An 18,479-nucleotide genomic window follows, 5' to 3' on the forward strand; every position below is an offset into this window, starting at 1 on the left:
GCCCCTCTGGAGCCGCCATGCACCTCGCCGATCTGGTCGTCCGGGACGCCGAGGTGGTGGACGGCTCGGGAGGGCCGTCCTACCGGGCCGACGTGGCCGTGAAGGACGGCCGCGTCGTGCAGATCGTCCGCGAGGCCGCGGCGGCCGGCTGCCAGCGCCCGGTCGGCACGCGGATGCTGGACGCGGAAGGGCTCGCCCTGGCGCCGGGGTTCGTGGACATGCACGCCCACAGCGACCTGGCGCTGCTCACCGACCCCGACCACTCGGCCAAGCTGGCGCAGGGCGTCACCCTGGAGGTCCTCGGCCAGGACGGCCTCTCCTACGCGCCCGTCGACGACCGCACCCTTGCCGAGGTGCGGCAGGCGGTGGCCGGCTGGAACGGCCCCGGGGACGACGTCGACTTCGACTGGCGTTCGGTCGGCGGGTACCTGGACCGGCTGGACCGGGGGTTCGACGGCGAGGGCATCGCCGTCAACGCCGCCTACCTGGTGCCGCAGGGTTCGGTGCGGATGCTGGCGATGGGCTGGGAGAAGCGCCCGCCGACCGCCGCCGAGCTGGACCGGATGCGGGAGCTGGTGGCGGACGGGCTGCGCGAGGGCGCGGTGGGCCTGTCCTCCGGGCTGACGTACGCGCCCGGCATGTACGCCGGCCGTGAGGAGCTGACCGAACTCTGCCGTGTGGTGGCGGAGTTCGGCGGCTACTACTGCCCGCACCACCGGTCCTACGGCGCGGGCGCGCTGGAGGCCTACCGCGAGGTGATCGGCATCGCCCAGGAGGCGGGCTGCGCCCTCCACCTGGCCCACGCGACGCTCAACTTCGCGGAGAACAAGGGCCGTTCCGGCGAACTGCTGACCCTGCTCGACGAGGCGCTGGACGCGGGCCGCGACCTGACCTTCGACACCTACCCCTACACCCCGGGCGCCACCACCCTGGCCGCGCTGCTGCCCGGCTGGGCGAGCGAGGGCGGCCCGGGGGCGATCCTGGAGCGGCTGCGGGACGACGCGGTCGCCGAGCGGATCCGGCAGGACCTGGAGGTGACCGGCTCGGACGGCTGCCACGGGGTGCCGGTGGAGTGGGAGACGGTGGAGATCTCCGGGGTGGTCGACCCCTCCCTGGCGGACCACGTGGGACGGACCGTCGCCGCTTCGGCGGCCGCGGCGGGGACCTCCGCGTGGGAGACGGCGCGCCGCCTGCTGCTGGCCGACCGGCTCGGCACGGCGATCCTCCAGCACGTCGGCCACGAGGAGAACGTCCGCGCGCTGATGCGGCACCGGGCGCACACCGGCGGCTCCGACGGCATCCTGCGGGGCGCCAAGCCGCACCCGCGCGCGTACGGCACCTTCCCCCGCTACCTCGGCACGTACGTGCGGGAGGCGGGGGTGCTGACCCTGGAGGAGTGCGTCGCCCACCTCACCTCACGGCCGGCCGCGCGGCTGGGGCTCACCGACCGGGGCCTGGTCCGCGAGGGCCACCGGGCCGACCTGGTCCTCTTCGACCCCGCCACGGTCGCCGAGGGCGCGACCTTCGCCGCGCCGCGGACCGGGCCGCTGGGCATCCCGTACGTCCTGGTGGACGGCCGGTTCGCCGTCGAGGACGGACGCCGCACCGACGTCCTGGCGGGACGGGCGGTACGGCGGGGGCGGTGACGCGTCAGCGGCGGCGGCCGGGCCGGTGACGCGTCAGCCGGGGGCGCGGCGTCAGCGGGGGCGGCGGCTGCCGTTGCCCCAGCCGTTGCCGCGGCCGTCGTCGTCCTCGTCCTCGTCCCACTCGTACGGGTCGTCGTCGTCCCAGGGCCGGTCGGTGGGTGCCGGCGGGGAGGGGGAGGCGCTCTCGGCCGGGGTCCTGCTCGGCGAGGGCGGGGCGGACGTGCCGCGGGTGGGCGACGGGGAGGCGCTGGCGCTGCGGGTCGGCCGGGGGTCGGGCGTGGGTGCGCCCGACGCCTCCTGCGGCGCCCGGTCGGACGGCGTCGGCGAGGGGTCGGTCACGTCGCCCACCGACAGTCCCGGCCCGGTGGGCGCGATGCCGCCGCCGCGCCCGGCCGGTTCCTCCTCGGAGCCGGAGGACAGCGCGACGCCGAGCACCGTCAGCGCGCCCAGCCCGACCAGGCCGACGCAGGACGCCAGCAGCGTCTGCCGGCTCCGCGTCCACCGCCGCCGCACCGCCTGCCGTTCCGCCGCCCGGCCGGCCTGCCGCGCCGCGGCCCGCCCGCCCGGCGCCCCGACGGCCCCCCGTGCCTGCGGCACCCCGTACGGCGCGGCGGCCCCGCTGCCGTGGGTCCCGCTGGCCCCCGGGCCGCGGTGGGCGCCGTCGTACCCGCCGGGCGCGTGCTGCCCGGGGTGCGCCCCAGGGCCGGCGGCCCCCGCGTACGGGTCGCCCGGTGTCACCGGCAGTTCGCGCGTCGGCTCCTCCCCCGGCGGCGGCCCCGCGTACCCCTCCGCGCCGCCGTACGGCACCGCCGGGGCCGCCCCGGCCGCGCCGTCCGGCCCTCCCGGCACCGGCGGCAGGACGCGGGTGGCCTCCGCGTCACCCGTTCCGGGCCACGCGGCGAACGGCGCGGGTCCCTCGGACGGGGGACGCGTCGGCGGCTCCGGGACCCCGTACGTGCCGGGCCCGTGATCAGGGGTGGTGGACATGGGTGCGAATTGTAAGGACCCGCGTGGCGCAGGCCACACCCGGAGCCCCGGTTCGCCGCGCCGCGACGTGTCGGAGAACACGAGGCGGCCGTGGCCGTCTCCCCGTAGGCTCACGTCATGCAGGTGATCCAGTCGTCCAAGCTCGCCAACGTCTGTTACGAGATCCGGGGCCCGGTGCTCGAGGAGGCGACCCGGCTGGAGGCCGCCGGTCACCGCATCCTCAAGCTGAACACCGGCAACCCCGCCGCCTTCGGGTTCGAGTGCCCGCCGGAGATCCTCGAGGACATACTGCGCAACGTCGGCTCGGCGCACGGCTACGGCGACGCCAAGGGCCTGCTGGCCGCCCGCCGCGCGGTGGTGATGCACAACCAGACGCTGGGCGTGGAGACGGACGTCGAGCACGTCTTCGTCGGCAACGGCGTGTCCGAGCTGATCGTGATGGCCATGCAGGGCCTGCTGGACAACGGTGACGAGGTGCTCGTCCCCGCCCCGGACTACCCGCTGTGGACGGCGGCCGTGGCGCTCTCCGGCGGAACCCCGGTCCACTACGTCTGCGACGAGCAGGCCGACTGGATGCCGGACCTCGCCGACATAGAGTCCAAGATCACCGACCGCACCAAGGCGATCGTGATCATCAACCCGAACAACCCGACCGGCGCCGTCTACAGCGACGACCTGCTGCGCGGGCTCACGGACATCGCGCGCCGCCACAACCTGCTGGTCTGCTCGGACGAGATCTACGACAAGATCCTCTACGAGGACGCCACCCACACCCCCACCGCGGCGATCGCCCCCGACCTGCTGACCCTCACCTTCAACGGCATGTCGAAGTCGTACCGGGTGGCGGGCTACCGGGTGGGCTGGATGTCCATCTCGGGCCCGAAGGCGCACGCGGACTCCTACATCGAGGGCCTCAACATCCTCGCCAACATGCGGCTGTGCGCCAACATGCCGGGCCAGCACGGCGTGGTCGCCGCCCTCAGCGGCCGGCAGTCGATCCAGGACCTGGTCCTGCCGGGCGGGCGGCTGCGCGAGCAGCGGGACGTCGCGCACGAGATGCTCACGCGGATCCCCGGCGTCACCTGCGTCAAGCCCAAGGGCGCCCTGTACCTCTTCCCGCGGCTGGACCCCAAGGTCTACCCGGTGAAGGACGACCGGCAGATGGTCCTCGACCTGCTGCGCCGCGAGAAGATCATGGTCGTCCAGGGCACCGGCTTCAACTGGCCCGAGCCGGACCACTTCCGCATCGTCACGCTGCCCTCGGTCACCGATCTGCGCGACGCCATCGGCCGCATCGGACGCTTCCTGGAGGGGTACCGGCAGGGCTGAGGAACCACGCGGCGCGTCCGGACCCCGCGTTCGCGACTCGGCACAACTTTAGACTCATTCCAATGTAGGATGGCGTCCTGCCAGAGCACAGGAGGCCATCCCATGTACGAACCGATCCGCGGCAAGTCGGTGCACACCATGGCCGCCGAAGGCTCGGACGTCCCCCGCCGGTCCCGTGAGGCGGAGCTGGAGTTCCAGCTCGCCGGGCACCTGGCCGCGCTGCTCGCCCTTACCGACGAGCTGCGTTCCCAGGCGCCGTGCGCGGACCTCGACGAGGCCGCCGAGCAGCTGGCCCAGCAGGTGGCACGACTGCGCGGCGGCGGGCTGCCGGCCCGCGCGGCCCTCCCGGTGACGGCGCGGGAGGACGACCCGGAGACCCGGGTCGCCGCCCTGCACCGCCGGGCGCACGACCTGGCCGGACGCGCGCTCGTGGTCGCCGCGTCCCGTGCCGACACCCGGGCGGCGATCCTCGCCGCCCAGCGCATGGAGGCCCACGCCGAGGCCCTCGAGCGCCCCCTGAGCCCCTGCTGAGGCTCCCCCGATCGGCCCCGGTCCGCGCCTGCCACGAAGCGGCGCGGACCGGGCGCCACGAACCCTGACCGGGAGCCGCGGCGGTCAGCGACGCACGCGCACCGTGGCGGAGGCCTCGGCCCCCTCGTGCAGGGCGTCACCCGGCCAGCCGACCGTGTACGTGACGTTCCCCCGGCTCGGCGCGGTGTCCCGGACGGTGAAGGAGCCGTCGGCGGCCACGGTCACCGGGGCGAGTTCCACCGTGCCGTCCCGGCCGGTCGCGCGCACGGTGAGCACGGCCGGGTCGTCCAGCGGCACGCCCTGGACGCGGAGGACGCCGGTGAACTCGACGCCGGCGGCCCGGGAGGCTTCCGCCGGCGCGGTCAGCGAGATCCCGGACGCGGCCCTGGCCACGTCCACCGTGAGGACGGCGTCCTCGGCCGGGCGGACCAGCAGGTCACCGGCGTAGGTGATCCGGTAGGTGGCCCGGCCCGCCCGCTCCGGCTCGTCGTAGACGACGAAGGTCCCGTCGTCGCGCACCCGGCGGGGGTACCGCGTCCAGGTCGGGGATCATGGGGACAACTGGCGCGACGGCAGCCTACCGGTGCTCTGCGTCGTCCACGATCCCGAGCGGAACAGCCTCTTCTGGGCCAATGCGACCCGTCAGCTTCGCCGAGCAGAAGCGCTACGCAAGACGTTGAGGTCCGTTGTCGTCCGGCGGGAGTCCACGTTGGACGAGTCCACCCTCGACGCCTTCGTCCGGCGCATGCGCAACTACTTGGCTCGGGAGCGCGAGGGTGTCGGCAGGTGGGCGGACATGGCGGATGTCGACTTCGAGCCGAACGACATCGTCAAACCGTTCGTCAACGAAGTTGGCGAGCCCATGGTCTTCTGGCGGAAGCGCGGGGAGCCGTTTGCGGTGTTGCTGCATCACGACCTCGACTGGGAGCCCGTGCGCATCCAGGAGCAGATGCTTCACCTCGATCTCATCCCGTCAATCGGGGACATCATCCTTGACGGTGCCGAAGCGCACTGGCTCATGGGCTGCTTCAAGTCCACCGAATGGTGGCGTCGACCAGTTGAAGAAGGCGGACCGCTCCAGATTCGGTCGTGATGGCTTACGCAAGGATCGGCTCGCCCGGAAGCCAGCTGAGAGCCAACCGTCGGCAGCGGGCGCCGCCTCGGTTCCTTACAGTGCCCCGAGATCGACTGTGACATGGAACGGCGCGGTGGCCTTCACTGTGCCGGTGAACATCTCGCCGTCCCGGTAGACCTTCGTGGCAGGGTCGAGGACGTAGGTGTAGACGATCGGGACCCCGGTGGCGGCCTGCTCGACCCTCCAGTAGAAGGGGATGCCGGCCTTGGCGTACTGGTCCACCTTCACGACCCGGTCGGTGGTTTCCGAGCCGGGCGACACGACCTCGACGACCAGGAGTACGTGCTCGGGTCGGGTAGGCGTGAGGTCGATGGTTTCTGCCCGGTAGACGATGACGTCAGGACGACGGTTGGTGAGGGGAACGTCCTGCAGGCGGACGTCGAAGTCCGTGTCCGCGTTCCAGTCCGGTCCCGCGGCGGCGTCCAGGGCATTGGCGAGGACCCGCGCCAGCCGGTTGTGTCGCTTGGAGGCGCTCGGGCTCACGACGACCATCCCGTCCACGATCTCGATGCCGGCGCACTGCTCCTCGGACCAGGAGTCGTACTGCTCCGCGCTGATCTGTGTGTGCATCCACGCGGGCGCCACCATCTCGGCGGTCATGGTGTTCCTCCTTCGAGGAGCCTGGACAGGTCCGGCGCTGCTCAGCCCAGCGTACTGTTCCAGGACCCTGGAGAGCAGCAGCGATGCGGGCCCGTGCGGGCTTCGGCCCGCGGGTCGGGTGGCGTGAGAGGCTGGGGCGTATGAACCGTCTCGCCGATGCGACCTCGCCGTATCTGCTCCAGCACGCGGACAACCCCGTCGACTGGTGGGAGTGGGAACCCGCCGCCTTCGAGGAGGCCCGCCGCCGGGACGTCCCGGTGCTGCTCAGCGTGGGGTACAGCAGTTGCCACTGGTGTCATGTGATGGCGCACGAGTCGTTCGAGGACGGGACGGTCGCCGCGTACCTCAACGAGCACTTCGTCTCCGTCAAGGTGGACCGCGAGGAGCGGCCGGACGTGGACGCCGTGTACATGGAGGCGGTGCAGGCGGCCACCGGTCAGGGCGGCTGGCCGATGACGGTGTTCCTGACGCCGGACGCCGAGCCGTTCTACTTCGGCACCTACTTCCCGCCCTCCCCCCGGCACGGCCAGCCCGGTTTCCTGCAGGTGCTGCAGGGCGTGCGGGCGGCCTGGGCGGACCGGCGGGACGAGGTCACGGACGTCGCCGGCACGATCGTGCGGGACCTGGCCGGCCGGACGGCGCCGTTCGGTGACGCGGGCGACACCGCGCCCGGCGAGGAGGACATGGCGGCGGCCCTGCTGGGCCTGACCCGCGAGTACGACCCGGCGCGCGGAGGCTTCGGGGGCGCGCCCAAGTTCCCGCCGTCCATGGTGCTGGAGTTCCTGCTCCGCCACCACGCCCGCACCGGGTCGGAGGGCGCCCTGCAGATGGCCGCCGAGACCTGCGGTCGGATGGCCCGCGGCGGCCTGTACGACCAGCTCGGCGGCGGCTTCGCCCGGTACTCGGTCGACCGGGACTGGGTGGTGCCGCACTTCGAGAAGATGCTCTACGACAACGCGCTGCTCTGCCGCGTCTACGCCCACCTGTGGCGCTCCACCGGCTCGGAGTCCGCGCGCCGGGTCGCGCTGGAGACGGCCGACTTCATGGTCCGTGAACTGCGCACCGCCGAGGGCGGCTTCGCCTCCGCGCTGGACGCCGACAGCGACGACGGCACCGGCAAGCACGTCGAGGGCGCGTACTACGTCTGGACGCCGGAGCAGCTCACCGAGGTGCTCGGCGAGGAGGACGGCGACCTGGCCGCCCGCTACTTCGGGGTGACGGAGGAGGGCACCTTCGAGGAGGGCGCCTCGGTGCTGCGGCTCCCGCAGGTGGAGGGCGTGTTCGACGCCGCCCGGATCGACGGCATCCGCCAGCGGCTCCTCGCGGCCCGCGCCCAGCGGCCCGCGCCGGGGCGGGACGACAAGGTGGTCGCCGCGTGGAACGGCCTGGCGATCGCCGCGCTGGCGGAGACCGGCGCGTACTTCGACCGGCCGGACCTGGTGGAGGCGGCGGTGGCCGCCGCGGACCTGCTGGTGCGGGTGCACATGGACGAGCACGCCGCGCTCACCCGGACCAGCCGGGACGGCCGGGCCGGCGCCAACGCGGGCGTGCTGGAGGACTACGGCGACGTCGCCGAGGGGCTGATCACGCTGGCCGGGGTCACCGGGGAGGGCGTCTGGCTGGACTTCGCCGGGCTGCTCCTCGGCCACGTCCGGGAGCGGTTCACCGACGCGGAGTCGGGGGCGCTGTACGACACGGCGTCCGACGCCGAGCGGCTGTTCCGCCGCCCGCAGGACCCCACGGACAACGCCGCCCCCTCGGGCTGGACGGCGGCGGCCGGGGCGCTGCTGTCGTACGCGGCGCACACCGGGTCCGAGGAGCACCGGACGGCGGCCGAGCGGGCGCTGGGCGTCGTGAAGCTGCTGGCCCGCCGGGTCCCGCGGTTCGTGGGGTGGGGGCTCGCCGTGGCCGAGGCGTGGATCGACGGTCCCCGCGAGGTGGCGGTGGTCGGCCCGCGCGACGCGGACGCCACCCGCGCCCTGCACCGTACGGCGCTGCTCGGCACGGCCCCCGGCGCGGTCGTCGCCACCGGGCCCGAGGGCGGCGAGGAGTTCCCCCTCCTCGCCGGCCGGCCCCTCACCGACGGCGCCCCCACCGCCTACGTGTGCCGGAACTTCACCTGCGACGCCCCGACCACCGACCCGGGCCGCCTCGCCGCCGCGGTCCAGGTCCAGACCCCGTAACGACGCCTGACCGTCGCAAGGTCACCACACCCGCGGCGACACGACTGCCGCACGGGCGGGGCGGGGCGGCAGCGCCGGCCTCCGCGGCGGGCGCTGCCGTACGGCGGCGGGCACTGCTGCCCGGCAGCACGCAACCGGTACCGCCCGGCCCGGAAGCCGCCACCCGAGGCGAAGGACGCCGCCCGAGGTGAAGGGCGCTGCCGACGCGAAGGGTGCCGCCCGCGGCGGCCCGGCCCGCCGCGGGCGGCGGGGTCAGGACGTGCCGGGGCCGTACTCCGCGACGGCGCGGTCCACGATGGCGACCAGTTGCTCGTGGTGGGCGCCCCGCCAGTACACGCGCCCGCAGTCCCCGCACTCGGCGAACACCTCGTAGTTCCGCGACGTCCCCGCCTCCAGGCGGTCGGCGACGTCCGCCTTGGACGCCTCCCGCAGCTCGCCGTTGCAGGCGGTGCAGCGCGTCCACGGCCGCAGCCGGGGCGTGAACCGGCGCAGCACCTCGCGGAGCTGTTCGTCGGGCCGGGTGCTGTAGACGTACGCCCCGGCCCAGATCTCGCGCCGCCGCAGCAGACCGCGGTCGCGGCTCAGCAGGACCCGCCGCTCGGCCGCGGACCGGGCGGCCAGCGCCGGGTCCCCGATGTCGGTCGACTCGTAGGCGACGTCGACCCCCAGCAGCCGCAGCCGCCGCGCCAGCGTGCCGAGGTGCACGTCGAGGAGGAACCGCAGCGGCACCTCCGGGGCGCCGGGGGTGAGCTGCGGCGGGGCCACCGGCCGGACCTCGACGGACTCCCCCGCCGACGGCGTGTGCGACACCGGCACCGTCCGGCCGTCGACCAGGAGCTCGCCGACCTCGGTGAGCGGCACCCCCAGCGACTCCACCACGTGCCCCAGCGTCGACACCCCGTCGACCGCCGCCGTCGCCTCTCCCCCGCGCACGAAGAGCCGCAGCTCCGGCGCGACCCGCACATGGATGCCCGTTGACCCCGTAGCACTCGCACTGCCGACCATGCGGCCAGAATGACACGCCCGGCCCGCCGGACCGGCGGAATTTCCCCGTCGGCACCCACCGGCACCCACCGGCACCCTCCGGGGCCCACCGGCACCCACCTGCCCGCTCCGGCGCCCCTCGGCCCCGGTCCCCGGCCCGGCCCGCCCCTACGCGCGGGTGTACGCCACCAGCGAGATCCCGACGTAGTGCACGATGAACGCCGCCAGCGTGAAGGCGTGGAACACCTCGTGGAACCCGAAGTACCGCGGCGACGGGTCCGGCTTGCGGAGCGCGTAGATCACGCCGCCCACGCTGTAGAGGATGCCGCCGACCACCACGCACACCAGGACCGCCACCCCGCCCGTGCGCAGGAAGTCCGGCAGGAAGAAGACCGCGGCCCATCCCATGGCGATGTAGCAGGGCGTGTAGAGCCACCGCGGGGCGCCGACCCAGAAGACGCGGAACAGGATGCCCGCCACCGCGGCCGCCCAGATCCCCCACAGCAGCCACTCCCCCTGCGATCCCGGCAGGAGCAGGATCGTCAGCGGCGTGTACGTGCCGGCGATGATCAGGAAGATGTTGGAGTGGTCCAGCCGGCGGAGCACGCCGTCCATTCGGGGGGACCAGGTTCCGCGGTGGTAGAGAGCGCTCACGCCGAAGAGAAGACATGCCGTGAGGGTGTATATCCCGCAGGCGATGCGTCCCCGGGTGGAGTCGGCGAGAGCGGTGAGGACGAGTCCGGCGATCAGAGCTGCCGGGAACATCCCGAGGTGCAGCCAGCCGCGCAGCCGGGGCTTGATCTGCTCCGGAAGTGAGGGTGCGGTCATATCGGCCATCGTACCTACGCAACCGTAAGTTACAGGTGAGTACAGGGTCGGCGGGTGCTGCGACCAGCCAACTTCCGCCTTGCCCCGAAAGCAAATCCATCAATCAGTGAGGTTGCTCACTCCGCTCAGGTGTGCGCCCCCCTGGACAGATGGGCACTCGTCACCGAAGATCATATGAGTGAGATCCGCTCCGAATGAGCACCCGAAATCGACCGGGGCGGCCGACATGCACCAAAAGGGCATCACCCCGCACCACCCACGTCCCGGGCAACAGCACACCGGCAGCAACCCTGATTAGGAGCGATTCGTGGCGCGCGACATCGAGGCTCCCCCGGCCGTCTCCACCGACGCGACGGAAGAACCCCCCACACGGCACCCCCGGCTGATCTCGTGGGTCGACGAGATCGCCGCACTGACGCAGCCCGACCGGGTGGTCTGGTGCGACGGCTCGGAGGCCGAGTACGACCGGCTCTGCGAGGAGCTCGTCAGCAAGGGCACCTTCACGAAGCTGGACCCGATCAAGCGCCCGAACTCCTACTACGCCGCCTCGGACCCGACGGACGTCGCCCGGGTCGAGGACCGGACGTTCATCTGCTCCGAGCGCGAGGAGGACGCCGGCCCGACCAACCACTGGATGGCCCCCGCCGAGATGCGGGAGACCTTCCAGGGCAAGGACGGCCGGGGCGGCATCTTCCGCGGCTCGATGCGCGGCCGGACGATGTACGTCGTCCCGTTCTGCATGGGCCCGCTGGGTTCCGACCTCTCCGCCATCGGCGTCGAGATCACCGACTCGGCCTACGTGGCCGTCTCGATGCGCACCATGACCCGCATGGGCCGCCCCGTCCTGGACGAGCTCGGTGACGACGGCTTCTTCGTGAAGGCCGTCCACACCCTGGGCGCCCCGCTGGAACCGGGCCAGGAGGACGTGCCGTGGCCCTGCAACTCCACCAAGTACATCTCGCACTTCCCCGAGTCCCGTGAGATCTGGTCCTACGGCTCGGGCTACGGCGGCAACGCGCTGCTCGGCAAGAAGTGCTACGCGCTGCGCATCGCCTCGGTGATGGCCCGCGACGAGGGCTGGCTCGCCGAGCACATGCTGATCCTCAAGCTGACGCCGCCGCAGGGCGAGTCCAAGTACGTCGCCGCCGCGTTCCCGAGCGCCTGCGGCAAGACCAACCTCGCCATGCTGGAGCCGACGGTCCGCGGCTGGACGGTCGAGACCATCGGCGACGACATCGCCTGGATGCGCTTCGGCGAGGACGGCCGCCTGTACGCCATCAACCCGGAGGCCGGCTTCTTCGGCGTCGCCCCGGGCACCGGCGAGCACACCAACGCCAACGCCATGAAGACCCTGTGGGGCAACGCGGTCTTCACCAACGTGGCGCTCACCGACGACGGCGACGTCTGGTGGGAGGGCATGACGGAGGAGCCCCCGGCCCACCTCACGGACTGGAAGGGCAACGACTGGACGCCGGAGTCCGGCACCCCCGCCGCACACCCCAACGCCCGCTTCACCGTCCCCGCCGCCCAGTGCCCGATCATCGCGCCCGAGTGGGAGGACCCGAAGGGCGTGCCGATCTCGGCGATCCTCTTCGGTGGCCGCCGCGCCAGCGCGGTGCCGCTGGTCACCGAGTCCTTCGACTGGAACCACGGCGTCTTCCTGGGCGCCAACGTGGCCAGCGAGAAGACCGCCGCCGCCGAGGGCAAGGTCGGCGAGCTGCGGCGCGACCCGTTCGCCATGCTGCCGTTCTGCGGCTACAACATGGGCGACTACATGGCCCACTGGGTCGAGGTCGGCAAGCACAAGGACCCGGCCAAGCTGCCGCGGATCTACTACGTCAACTGGTTCCGCAAGGACGAGTCCGGGCGCTTCGTGTGGCCCGGGTTCGGCGAGAACAGCCGCGTCCTGAAGTGGATCGTCGACCGCCTCGACGGCCGGGCGGAGGGCGTGGAGACGGCGATCGGCATCCTGCCGGCCAAGTCCTCCTTCGACACCGAGGGCCTCGACATGCCCGAGAAGGACCTCGACCTGCTCCTGTCCGTCGACAAGGACGTCTGGAAGCAGGAGGCGGCCCTGGTGCCGGACCACTTCAACACCTTCGGCGACCACACCCCCAAGGAGCTCTGGGACCAGTACGAGTCCCTGGTCAGCCGTCTCGGCTGACCCTCCCGACCCCGCGGCCGGCCCCGACGTATGCCCTGACCTGCGACGTCCCCCGGCCGGCCGCGGAACAGCCGTCCCCGCGGAACGCTCCGCGGGGATGCGCCGTCCCGGGCCGGCCCGCCCCGTCCACCGCCCTCGGGCGCCGCACCGGGCGCACGCCCCGGCGGGTGGACGGTTTCGGGACGGGGGAGGGCGGGGGAGGAACACTGGGCGGCGCCTCGGGCGCCCGGGCGGCGAGCCCCGCCCCGGAGCTCCGCCGCAGGCGCACGGCATCGCCACCGGAGGGGGACCGGACATGCGCGACCCGCACCGCCAGGACGCCCTGAACCTGCTCGAGCGCACCGTCGCGGAGGAGGCCCGGCGCACCGGCGCCGACCCCGCCGCGCTGCTCGCCCGCGCCCGCGCCGCCCTGGACGGCATGGCCCGCGCCGCCCAGCCGGAGTACGAGGCCTACCTCGGTGCCCTGGACGCGGCGAACCCCCCGCGTCCGACCTTCGCCCAGCGCTTCGCCCGCGACGGCCGAGGCCCCACCACCCTGCTGGTCGCCGGCGTCGCCGCCGCCACCGCCACCGTCGCCGACCTCGCCCTGGGCACCGGCGGCGCCGTCGCCCTCGGCGCGGGCCTGTCCGTGGGGGTGACCGCCTCCGCCACCGCCGTCGTCCGGGCCGCCGTCTCCCACCTGCCCGCCGCGCACCATCACGCGGGCGCGGTCCGGCAGCCCGGCGGGCCCGAGGCCCTGCGCCTGCAGTGGCTCACCGCTCTGGAGCTGCGCGGCGTCCGCCCCTGGCTGGAGCAGCAGCGGCGCCTGCTGCGCACCCCCGCGGCCCCGCCCCGGCTGCGCGGCAGCGACAAGAGCGCCGCGGCCCGCCGCCGCGCCGTGCTGGAGCGCTCGTTCGAACAGTTACCCCCGGCCGACGCCCCCTTCGCGGGCCGCCGCGAGGAACTGGCCGCCCTCCGCCGCTGGGCCCGCGCCGCCCGCGCGGACGCCGACAGCCGCCCCACCGTGGTGGTGCTGCACGGCTCCCCCGGCTCCGGCCGCACAGCGCTGGCCGCCCGCGCCGCCCACGACCTGCGGGACGAGTACCGCGGCGCCTGCCTGGTCGACCTGCGCGGCGACTCCCCCTCGGACCCGCCGCCGCCCACCCTCCCCCAAGCTCTCGGCTCCGCACGAGCAGGGGGCACCCCCACGGCGGGCACCCCCATGGCGCTGCTCCACCTCCTGAACCGCCTCGGCGCACCCCGCGAACAGCTCCTGTTCCGCGAGGGCTCCACCCCCGAGCAGCAGCTCACCCGCCTCACCGAGCTGTACCGCCGCCACCTGGCGGGCCTGCCGGTGATCGTCGTGCTGGACGACGCCTCCGACCCCGAGCAGGTGCGCGCCCTGCTGCCGGAGCGCTCGGAGAGCCTGCTGCTGGTCACCTCCCGCACGCCGCTCGTCCTGCCGCGGGACCTGCCCGCCCGCGTCCACCAGCTCGCCGTGCAGCCGCTGCCGGTGGACGCCGCCCGGGAGGCCCTGGCCGCCTACGCCCCGCCCGGCGCCGACCGGCCGCAGGACGACGCGGCCCTGGAACGGGTCCACCGGCTGTGCGGCGGCCTCCCGCTGGCCCTGCGGGTGGCGGGCACCGCCCTCGGCACCCGCACGCCCGCCCGCCTCGCCGACGACCTCGGCGCCTACGGGCCGGTCACGCCGGTGCAGCGCGCCCTGTGGCTGCGCTACGCCGACCAGTCGGAGCAGGCCCGTCGGCTGCTGCGCCGGCTGGCCCTGGCCGGCCGCGCCTCGCTGGGCGCGGCGGCGGCCGCCTCGCTGCTGGACACCGACGAGCAGGACGGCTGGCGGCACCTGGCCTCGCTGGCCCGCGCGGGCCTTGTCGAGCCGGTCCGCGGCACCCGCTGCCGGCTGCACGACGTGGTCCGCGCCTTCGCGCAGGAACGCCTCCAGGAGGAGGAGACCCCGGCCGAGCGCACCGCCGCGCAGGAGCGGCTGATCAGCACCTACGCCCGGCTCGCCGACTCGGTGCTGCGCCTGCTCGACGGCAACGTCTCCACCCGCACCGGCCTGTCCACCCCGGCCGGCGCCGCCCCGCAGGGCTTCTCCTCCCCGAAGGAGGCGCTGCGCTGGCTGGACGACGAGTCCGCGTTCATCACCGCCGCGCTGCGTCACGCCGAGGGCGTGGACAGCTCGGCCGTGCACGCCCTGCTGGGCGCGCTCTGCGACTACTGCCTGCTGCGCGGCGACATGTACCGGCTGGGTGAGATCAACGAGCTGGCCAGGTCCGTCGACGAGGGGCTGATGCTCCGCTCGGTGACCTGGCGCACCGGTATCGCCGCCCGTCAGATCGGCGACCTCGACAAGGCCAGGACCACGCTCTCCACCCTCGTCGACGACTACCGGGCCTCCGAGCAGGAGGCCGACGCGGCGCGGGCGCTGGGGTCCCTCGGCATCACCCTGCACCACCAGGGCAACCTCCCGGAGGCCGCCGCGAAGCTGCGGGAGGCGGTGCAGTTGCAGGCCGCGCCGGAGCTGGCCGCGGACCGGGCGTGGACGCTGCACGCGCTGGGCGCGGTGGAACGGGACCGGGGCGACCTCGCGGAGGCCCGGCAGCTCCTGCGGCAGTCGCTGGCGCTGCACCGGGCGGCGGAGGCGGTGCACGGCGAGGCGTGGGCCCGGTACCAGTTCGGTCAGCTCGCGCTGCGCACCGGCGACGTGGAACGCGGCCGCCAGGAGCTGCGCACCGCGCTGGACCTGTACCGGCGCACCCGGGACACCCGGGGGCAGGCGTGGACGCGGACCCAGCTCGAGCGGGCCCGGCTGGCGGACGGCGAGGCGGCGGCCGCGGTGGAGGGGCTGCGCAAGGCGGTCGTGCTGCACCGGGAGGTCGAGGACCTGCGCGGCGAGGCGTGGACCCTGCACTACCTGGGGCAGGCGCTGGAGGAGGCGGGCGACCTCGACGAGGCCGGCCGGGAGCTGGAGCGCTCCCGGGCGCTGTTCTCCCGCATGCGGGACGTCTACGGCCTGGGCTGGGCCCGGCACCACCTCGCCCGGGTCACCCGCGACCAGCGGGCGGCGCGGGCCGGGTCGCTGCGCAACTCCGGGTTCGCCCGGCAGCTCCTGGTGGACGCCCGGGCCGACTTCCGGCGCGCGGGGGTGGTGCACGGCGAGGCGTGGTCCTGCCTGGAGCTGGCGGTGATCGACGCGGGCAATTCACGCGAGGAGCGGGCCCTCGGCCTGTGCGACGAGGCGATCGGGCTGGCGGCGTCCTGCGGCGACACCCGCGCGGAGGCCTGGGGCCGGTTCCTGCGCTGCACGCTGCTGCCGTGCACGTCACCGGACGGCGCGGAGACGGCCCAGCGGGAGCTCGCCGCGCTGGCCCCGGACGTGAAGGACCCCCGCCTGGCGGACTGCGTCACCACCTGGGAGCTCTACCTCCGCCGCGGACTCCCCCCGGCGGACCCCTGGCCCGCCTGGCGCCTGGGCCTCACCCCCACCAGGGCCGCCCGCGAGATCCTCGGCTGACCGGCCCCGCACCGCACCGTCCCGTGCCGGGCGGGCAGGCCCCGGTCCCGTGCCGGGCGGTCCCGTGCCGGGCGGGCAGCACGACGGCCCGCGCCGCGCGTCCCGGCGCACCACGGCCGGAGCGGCGGTGCGGGGACCGGGCACGGGCACGCCGTGCGGGCGGGGACTACTTCTCGGCGGTGGTGGGCGCGGAGGACGCCGCGTCCGCCCGCGTCGACGCGGGCGCGCCGTTCCCGCCGTCCGCGGGTTCCTCCTCGCGGCCGACCATCCTGGCCCGCTCCATGTGCTTGCTCATGGACTTCATGAGCCCCCACACCGCCAGCGCCATCAGGGCGAAGACGATGAAGCCGAGGACACCCGGGGTGACCTTGTCCTTGTCGAATTCCTCCGCGGCCAGAACCAGGAGGGTTGCGCTAGCGCTCATGTCAGCCATTGTCCCGGATGCCCGCGAAGAGGTCCGACTCGGGGATGTCGGTGGTCACCAACGACTTCGCGAGCTCGTAGTCCTCGGTGGGCCAGACCTCCCGCTGGAGCTCCAGCGGGATCCGGAACCAGCCGCCGTCGGGGTCGATCTGGGTGGCGTGCGCGATCAGCGCCCGGTCCCGGGTCTCGAAGAATTCGCCGCAGGGCACGAACGTGGTGAGGGTGCGCTCGACGCGCTCGAACTCGTCCCACCGCTTGAGCCAGTCACCGTAGGGGGAGTCCAGGCCGCGCTCCTCCATCGCCTCGTGCAGCGCGACCGTGCGCGGGCGGTTGAAGCCCTGGTTGTAGTAGACCTTCAGCGGCTGGAAGGCCGGCCCGTACTCGGACTCGGGGTACTTCTCCAGGTCGGTCGCGCCCTCGAAGGCCACCATCGTGATCTTGTGGGTCATGATGTGGTCGGGGTGCGGGTAACCGCCGTTCTCGTCGTAGGTGGTGATCACCTGCGGGCGGAAGGACCGGATCTGCCGCACCAGCTCACCGGCCGCCTTGTCGACGTCCTCCAGCGCGAAGCAGCCCTCGGGCAGCGGCGGCAGCGGGTCGCCCTCGGGGAGGCCCGAGTCGACGAAACCGAGCCAGGCCTGCCGGACGCCCAGGATCTCGCGCGCCGCGTCCATCTCCTTGCGGCGGACCTCGTGGATGTTCTCCTCGATGTACGCGTCGCCCTGGAGCTTCGGGTTCAGGATCGAACCGCGCTCACCGCCGGTGCAGGTCACCACGAGGACGTCGACGCCCTCGGACACGTACTTGGCCATGGTGGCGGCGCCCTTGCTCGACTCGTCGTCGGGGTGGGCGTGGACTGCCATCAGTCGCAGCTGCTCGGTCAAGGCTCAATCCTCAGAGATCGGTCGGCGCCCGGGCGGCGCACACGCGTGGGCGGCGGTCCCCCGTGCGGAGGGGCGACAGCCGCGCCTTCTATAGTGACGGAATCGGGGGACGATTGATTCCGGGGTCCGGACACCGCTCCCCGGCCCCGCCCGAGAGGACCAGCATGAGCACGGCCAGCCCGCAGCACCCGGCGCCCCAGCCGCCCGCCGGCCGCTACGGCCGTGCCGCGGACACGGCGGACGACCGCCGCACCGACCGCACGCTGAAGATCGTCGGCTCGGTCCTGGGCGCCCTGCTGATCGGCCTCGTCGCCTGGTTCGGTTTCCACCACGTGGGCGGCAAGGAGATCAGCGGCCAGATGATCACCTTCCGGACCGCCGGGGACTCGGTCCGGGTGGAGCTGGAGGTCTTCAAGGACACCGGTGTCACCGGCTACTGCACGGTCCGCTCCCAGGCGGAGAACGGCGCCGAGGTCGGCCGCGCCGACTTCCGCTTCGACGAGGAGACCGACCGGGTCCACAAGACGGTCACCCTGCGCACCACCAGCCGCGGCACCACCGCCGAACTGCTGGGCTGCCACACCGACTGAGCCCCGCGGGGGGCTCCCCCGCCCGGCGGGCATTTCTTCTCCCACTTTCGCGGCCCGATTGTTAGGCTCGTGGTTTCGCCCACCCATGAGGGACCATTCTTCTGGGTAGGGCGTTGCTTTGTATTCCCAGTACGGACGAGGAGCACCTGTGACCCAGACCAGCGAGAACGTCACCTGGCTCACCCAGGAGGCGTACAACAAGCTCAAGGACGAGCTTGAGTACCTTACTGGTCCTGCGCGCACCGAAATCGCCGCCAAGATCGCGGCCGCGCGCGAAGAGGGCGATCTGCGGGAGAACGGTGGCTACCACGCCGCCAAGGAGGAGCAGGGCAAGCAGGAGCTCCGGGTGCGGCAACTCCAGCAGCTGCTGGAGACGGCGAAGGTCGGCGAGGCGCCGGCCGCCGACGGCGAGGTCGCTCCGGGCATGCTCGTCACGGTCGCCTTCGACGGCGACGAGGACGACACCCTGACCTTCCTGCTCGCCTCCAGGGAGTACGCCAGCGAGGAGATCGAGACGTACTCCCCGCAGTCCCCGCTCGGCCGCGGCGTGACCGGCCACAAGATCGGTGAGGACGCGGAGTACGAGCTGCCGAACGGCAAGAAGGCCTCGGTGCGCATCCTGAAGGCCGAGCCCTACAAGGGCTGAGCCCTACCGGGGCTGCCCCCTGTCAGGGCCGGGCC

General features: G+C 73.8%; 16 protein-coding genes. 9 read left to right on the top strand and 7 right to left on the bottom strand.

The genetic code is table 11. The annotated features are described in order from the left end of the window. The first annotated feature begins 17 nt into the window (after positions 1–17). Positions 18–1,646, top strand: coding sequence for an N-acyl-D-amino-acid deacylase family protein (locus tag ACWD3O_RS02840; RefSeq protein ID WP_451410704.1), 1,629 nt, complete (start codon positions 18–20; stop codon positions 1,644–1,646). A 51-nt stretch (positions 1,647–1,697) separates the two neighbouring features. On the opposite strand, the gene ACWD3O_RS02845 is transcribed toward ACWD3O_RS02840, so the two are convergent. Next, positions 1,698–2,633 (bottom strand): hypothetical protein, encoded by a 936-nt coding sequence (locus ACWD3O_RS02845; protein ID WP_451414666.1) that lies wholly within the window; start codon positions 2,631–2,633, stop codon positions 1,698–1,700. A gap of 117 nt (positions 2,634–2,750) precedes the next feature. On the opposite strand from ACWD3O_RS02845, the gene ACWD3O_RS02850 reads away from it, so the two are divergent. Further along, entirely contained in the window at positions 2,751–3,962 is a 1,212-nt protein-coding gene (locus ACWD3O_RS02850; protein ID WP_451414667.1) for a pyridoxal phosphate-dependent aminotransferase, read from the top strand. 102 nt (positions 3,963–4,064) lie between these two features. Beyond that, a complete protein-coding gene (locus tag ACWD3O_RS02855; protein ID WP_451414668.1) occupies positions 4,065–4,493 on the top strand; it encodes an SCO4983 family protein in 429 nt (142 codons plus the stop codon). Between the two features lie 84 nt (positions 4,494–4,577). Here ACWD3O_RS02855 and ACWD3O_RS02860 read toward each other — a convergent pair whose 3' ends face one another. Next, positions 4,578–5,012, bottom strand: coding sequence for a hypothetical protein (locus ACWD3O_RS02860; RefSeq protein ID WP_451414669.1), 435 nt, complete (start codon positions 5,010–5,012; stop codon positions 4,578–4,580). Between the two features lie 190 nt (positions 5,013–5,202). Between ACWD3O_RS02860 and ACWD3O_RS02865 the strand changes: the two genes are divergently transcribed. Continuing rightward, a complete protein-coding gene (locus tag ACWD3O_RS02865; protein ID WP_451414670.1) occupies positions 5,203–5,586 on the top strand; it encodes a hypothetical protein in 384 nt (127 codons plus the stop codon). Positions 5,587–5,661: 75 nt separating this feature from the next. Here the strand turns inward: ACWD3O_RS02865 and ACWD3O_RS02870 are convergent, their stop codons facing one another. Further along, on the bottom strand, positions 5,662–6,228 hold the full coding sequence (locus tag ACWD3O_RS02870) for a Uma2 family endonuclease (RefSeq protein WP_451414671.1): 567 nt from the start codon (positions 6,226–6,228) through the stop codon (positions 5,662–5,664). A 140-nt stretch (positions 6,229–6,368) separates the two neighbouring features. Between ACWD3O_RS02870 and ACWD3O_RS02875 the strand changes: the two genes are divergently transcribed. Beyond that, the gene (locus tag ACWD3O_RS02875; RefSeq protein ID WP_451414672.1) at positions 6,369–8,411 is read left to right on the top strand and encodes a thioredoxin domain-containing protein; all 2,043 of its coding nucleotides are present in this window, start codon (positions 6,369–6,371) and stop codon (positions 8,409–8,411) included. A 252-nt stretch (positions 8,412–8,663) separates the two neighbouring features. Here the strand turns inward: ACWD3O_RS02875 and ACWD3O_RS02880 are convergent, their stop codons facing one another. Both ACWD3O_RS02880 and trhA read right to left on the bottom strand, forming a co-directional pair. Then, complete coding sequence (locus ACWD3O_RS02880; protein ID WP_451410777.1) at positions 8,664–9,416, bottom strand: Mut7-C RNAse domain-containing protein; 753 nt, start codon at positions 9,414–9,416, stop codon at positions 8,664–8,666. Between the two features lie 147 nt (positions 9,417–9,563). Further along, positions 9,564–10,232 carry a PAQR family membrane homeostasis protein TrhA gene (gene trhA / locus ACWD3O_RS02885; protein ID WP_451410778.1) on the bottom strand — a complete coding sequence of 223 codons (669 nt, stop codon included), beginning with the start codon at positions 10,230–10,232 and terminating at the stop codon, positions 9,564–9,566. A 298-nt stretch (positions 10,233–10,530) separates the two neighbouring features. Between trhA and ACWD3O_RS02890 the strand changes: the two genes are divergently transcribed. Continuing rightward, positions 10,531–12,387, top strand: a complete 1,857-nt coding sequence (locus tag ACWD3O_RS02890) for a phosphoenolpyruvate carboxykinase (GTP) (protein WP_451410779.1) — start codon at positions 10,531–10,533, stop codon at positions 12,385–12,387. Positions 12,388–12,682: 295 nt separating this feature from the next. Next, positions 12,683–15,901, top strand: coding sequence for a tetratricopeptide repeat protein (locus ACWD3O_RS02895; protein ID WP_451414673.1), 3,219 nt, complete (start codon positions 12,683–12,685; stop codon positions 15,899–15,901). 166 nt (positions 15,902–16,067) lie between these two features. On the opposite strand, the gene ACWD3O_RS02900 is transcribed toward ACWD3O_RS02895, so the two are convergent. Both ACWD3O_RS02900 and mca read right to left on the bottom strand, forming a co-directional pair. Then, positions 16,068–16,334 carry a hypothetical protein gene (locus ACWD3O_RS02900; protein ID WP_451410781.1) on the bottom strand — a complete coding sequence of 89 codons (267 nt, stop codon included), beginning with the start codon at positions 16,332–16,334 and terminating at the stop codon, positions 16,068–16,070. Next, a complete protein-coding gene (mca, locus tag ACWD3O_RS02905) occupies positions 16,327–17,208 on the bottom strand; it encodes a mycothiol conjugate amidase Mca (RefSeq protein WP_451410782.1) in 882 nt (293 codons plus the stop codon). Before mca ends, ACWD3O_RS02900 begins: the two co-directional genes overlap by 8 nt. 164 nt (positions 17,209–17,372) lie before the next feature. Here mca and ACWD3O_RS02910 point away from each other — a divergent pair, with 164 nt between their 5' ends. Together ACWD3O_RS02910 and greA are read left to right on the top strand one after the other, a co-directional pair. Beyond that, complete coding sequence (locus ACWD3O_RS02910; protein WP_451414674.1) at positions 17,373–17,798, top strand: DUF4307 domain-containing protein; 426 nt, start codon at positions 17,373–17,375, stop codon at positions 17,796–17,798. Positions 17,799–17,946: 148 nt separating this feature from the next. Next, positions 17,947–18,444, top strand: coding sequence for a transcription elongation factor GreA (gene greA, locus ACWD3O_RS02915; protein ID WP_451410784.1), 498 nt, complete (start codon positions 17,947–17,949; stop codon positions 18,442–18,444). The last annotated feature ends 35 nt before the right edge of the window (positions 18,445–18,479 follow it).

This window comes from Streptomyces sp. NPDC002640 (assembly GCF_053592575.1).

Coding starts and splice junctions, on each gene's coding strand:
- ACWD3O_RS02910 (WP_451414674.1), top strand. CDS start 17,373: ATGAGCACGGCCAGCCCGCAGCACCCGGCGCCCCAGCCGCCCGCCGGC.
- ACWD3O_RS02840 (WP_451410704.1), top strand. CDS start 18: ATGCACCTCGCCGATCTGGTCGTCCGGGACGCCGAGGTGGTGGACGGC.
- ACWD3O_RS02870 (WP_451414671.1), bottom strand. CDS start 6,228: ATGACCGCCGAGATGGTGGCGCCCGCGTGGATGCACACACAGATCAGC.
- ACWD3O_RS02900 (WP_451410781.1), bottom strand. CDS start 16,334: ATGGCTGACATGAGCGCTAGCGCAACCCTCCTGGTTCTGGCCGCGGAG.
- ACWD3O_RS02845 (WP_451414666.1), bottom strand. CDS start 2,633: ATGTCCACCACCCCTGATCACGGGCCCGGCACGTACGGGGTCCCGGAG.
- ACWD3O_RS02895 (WP_451414673.1), top strand. CDS start 12,683: ATGCGCGACCCGCACCGCCAGGACGCCCTGAACCTGCTCGAGCGCACC.
- ACWD3O_RS02880 (WP_451410777.1), bottom strand. CDS start 9,416: ATGGTCGGCAGTGCGAGTGCTACGGGGTCAACGGGCATCCATGTGCGG.
- ACWD3O_RS02875 (WP_451414672.1), top strand. CDS start 6,369: ATGAACCGTCTCGCCGATGCGACCTCGCCGTATCTGCTCCAGCACGCG.
- ACWD3O_RS02850 (WP_451414667.1), top strand. CDS start 2,751: ATGCAGGTGATCCAGTCGTCCAAGCTCGCCAACGTCTGTTACGAGATC.
- ACWD3O_RS02855 (WP_451414668.1), top strand. CDS start 4,065: ATGTACGAACCGATCCGCGGCAAGTCGGTGCACACCATGGCCGCCGAA.
- trhA (WP_451410778.1), bottom strand. CDS start 10,232: ATGGCCGATATGACCGCACCCTCACTTCCGGAGCAGATCAAGCCCCGG.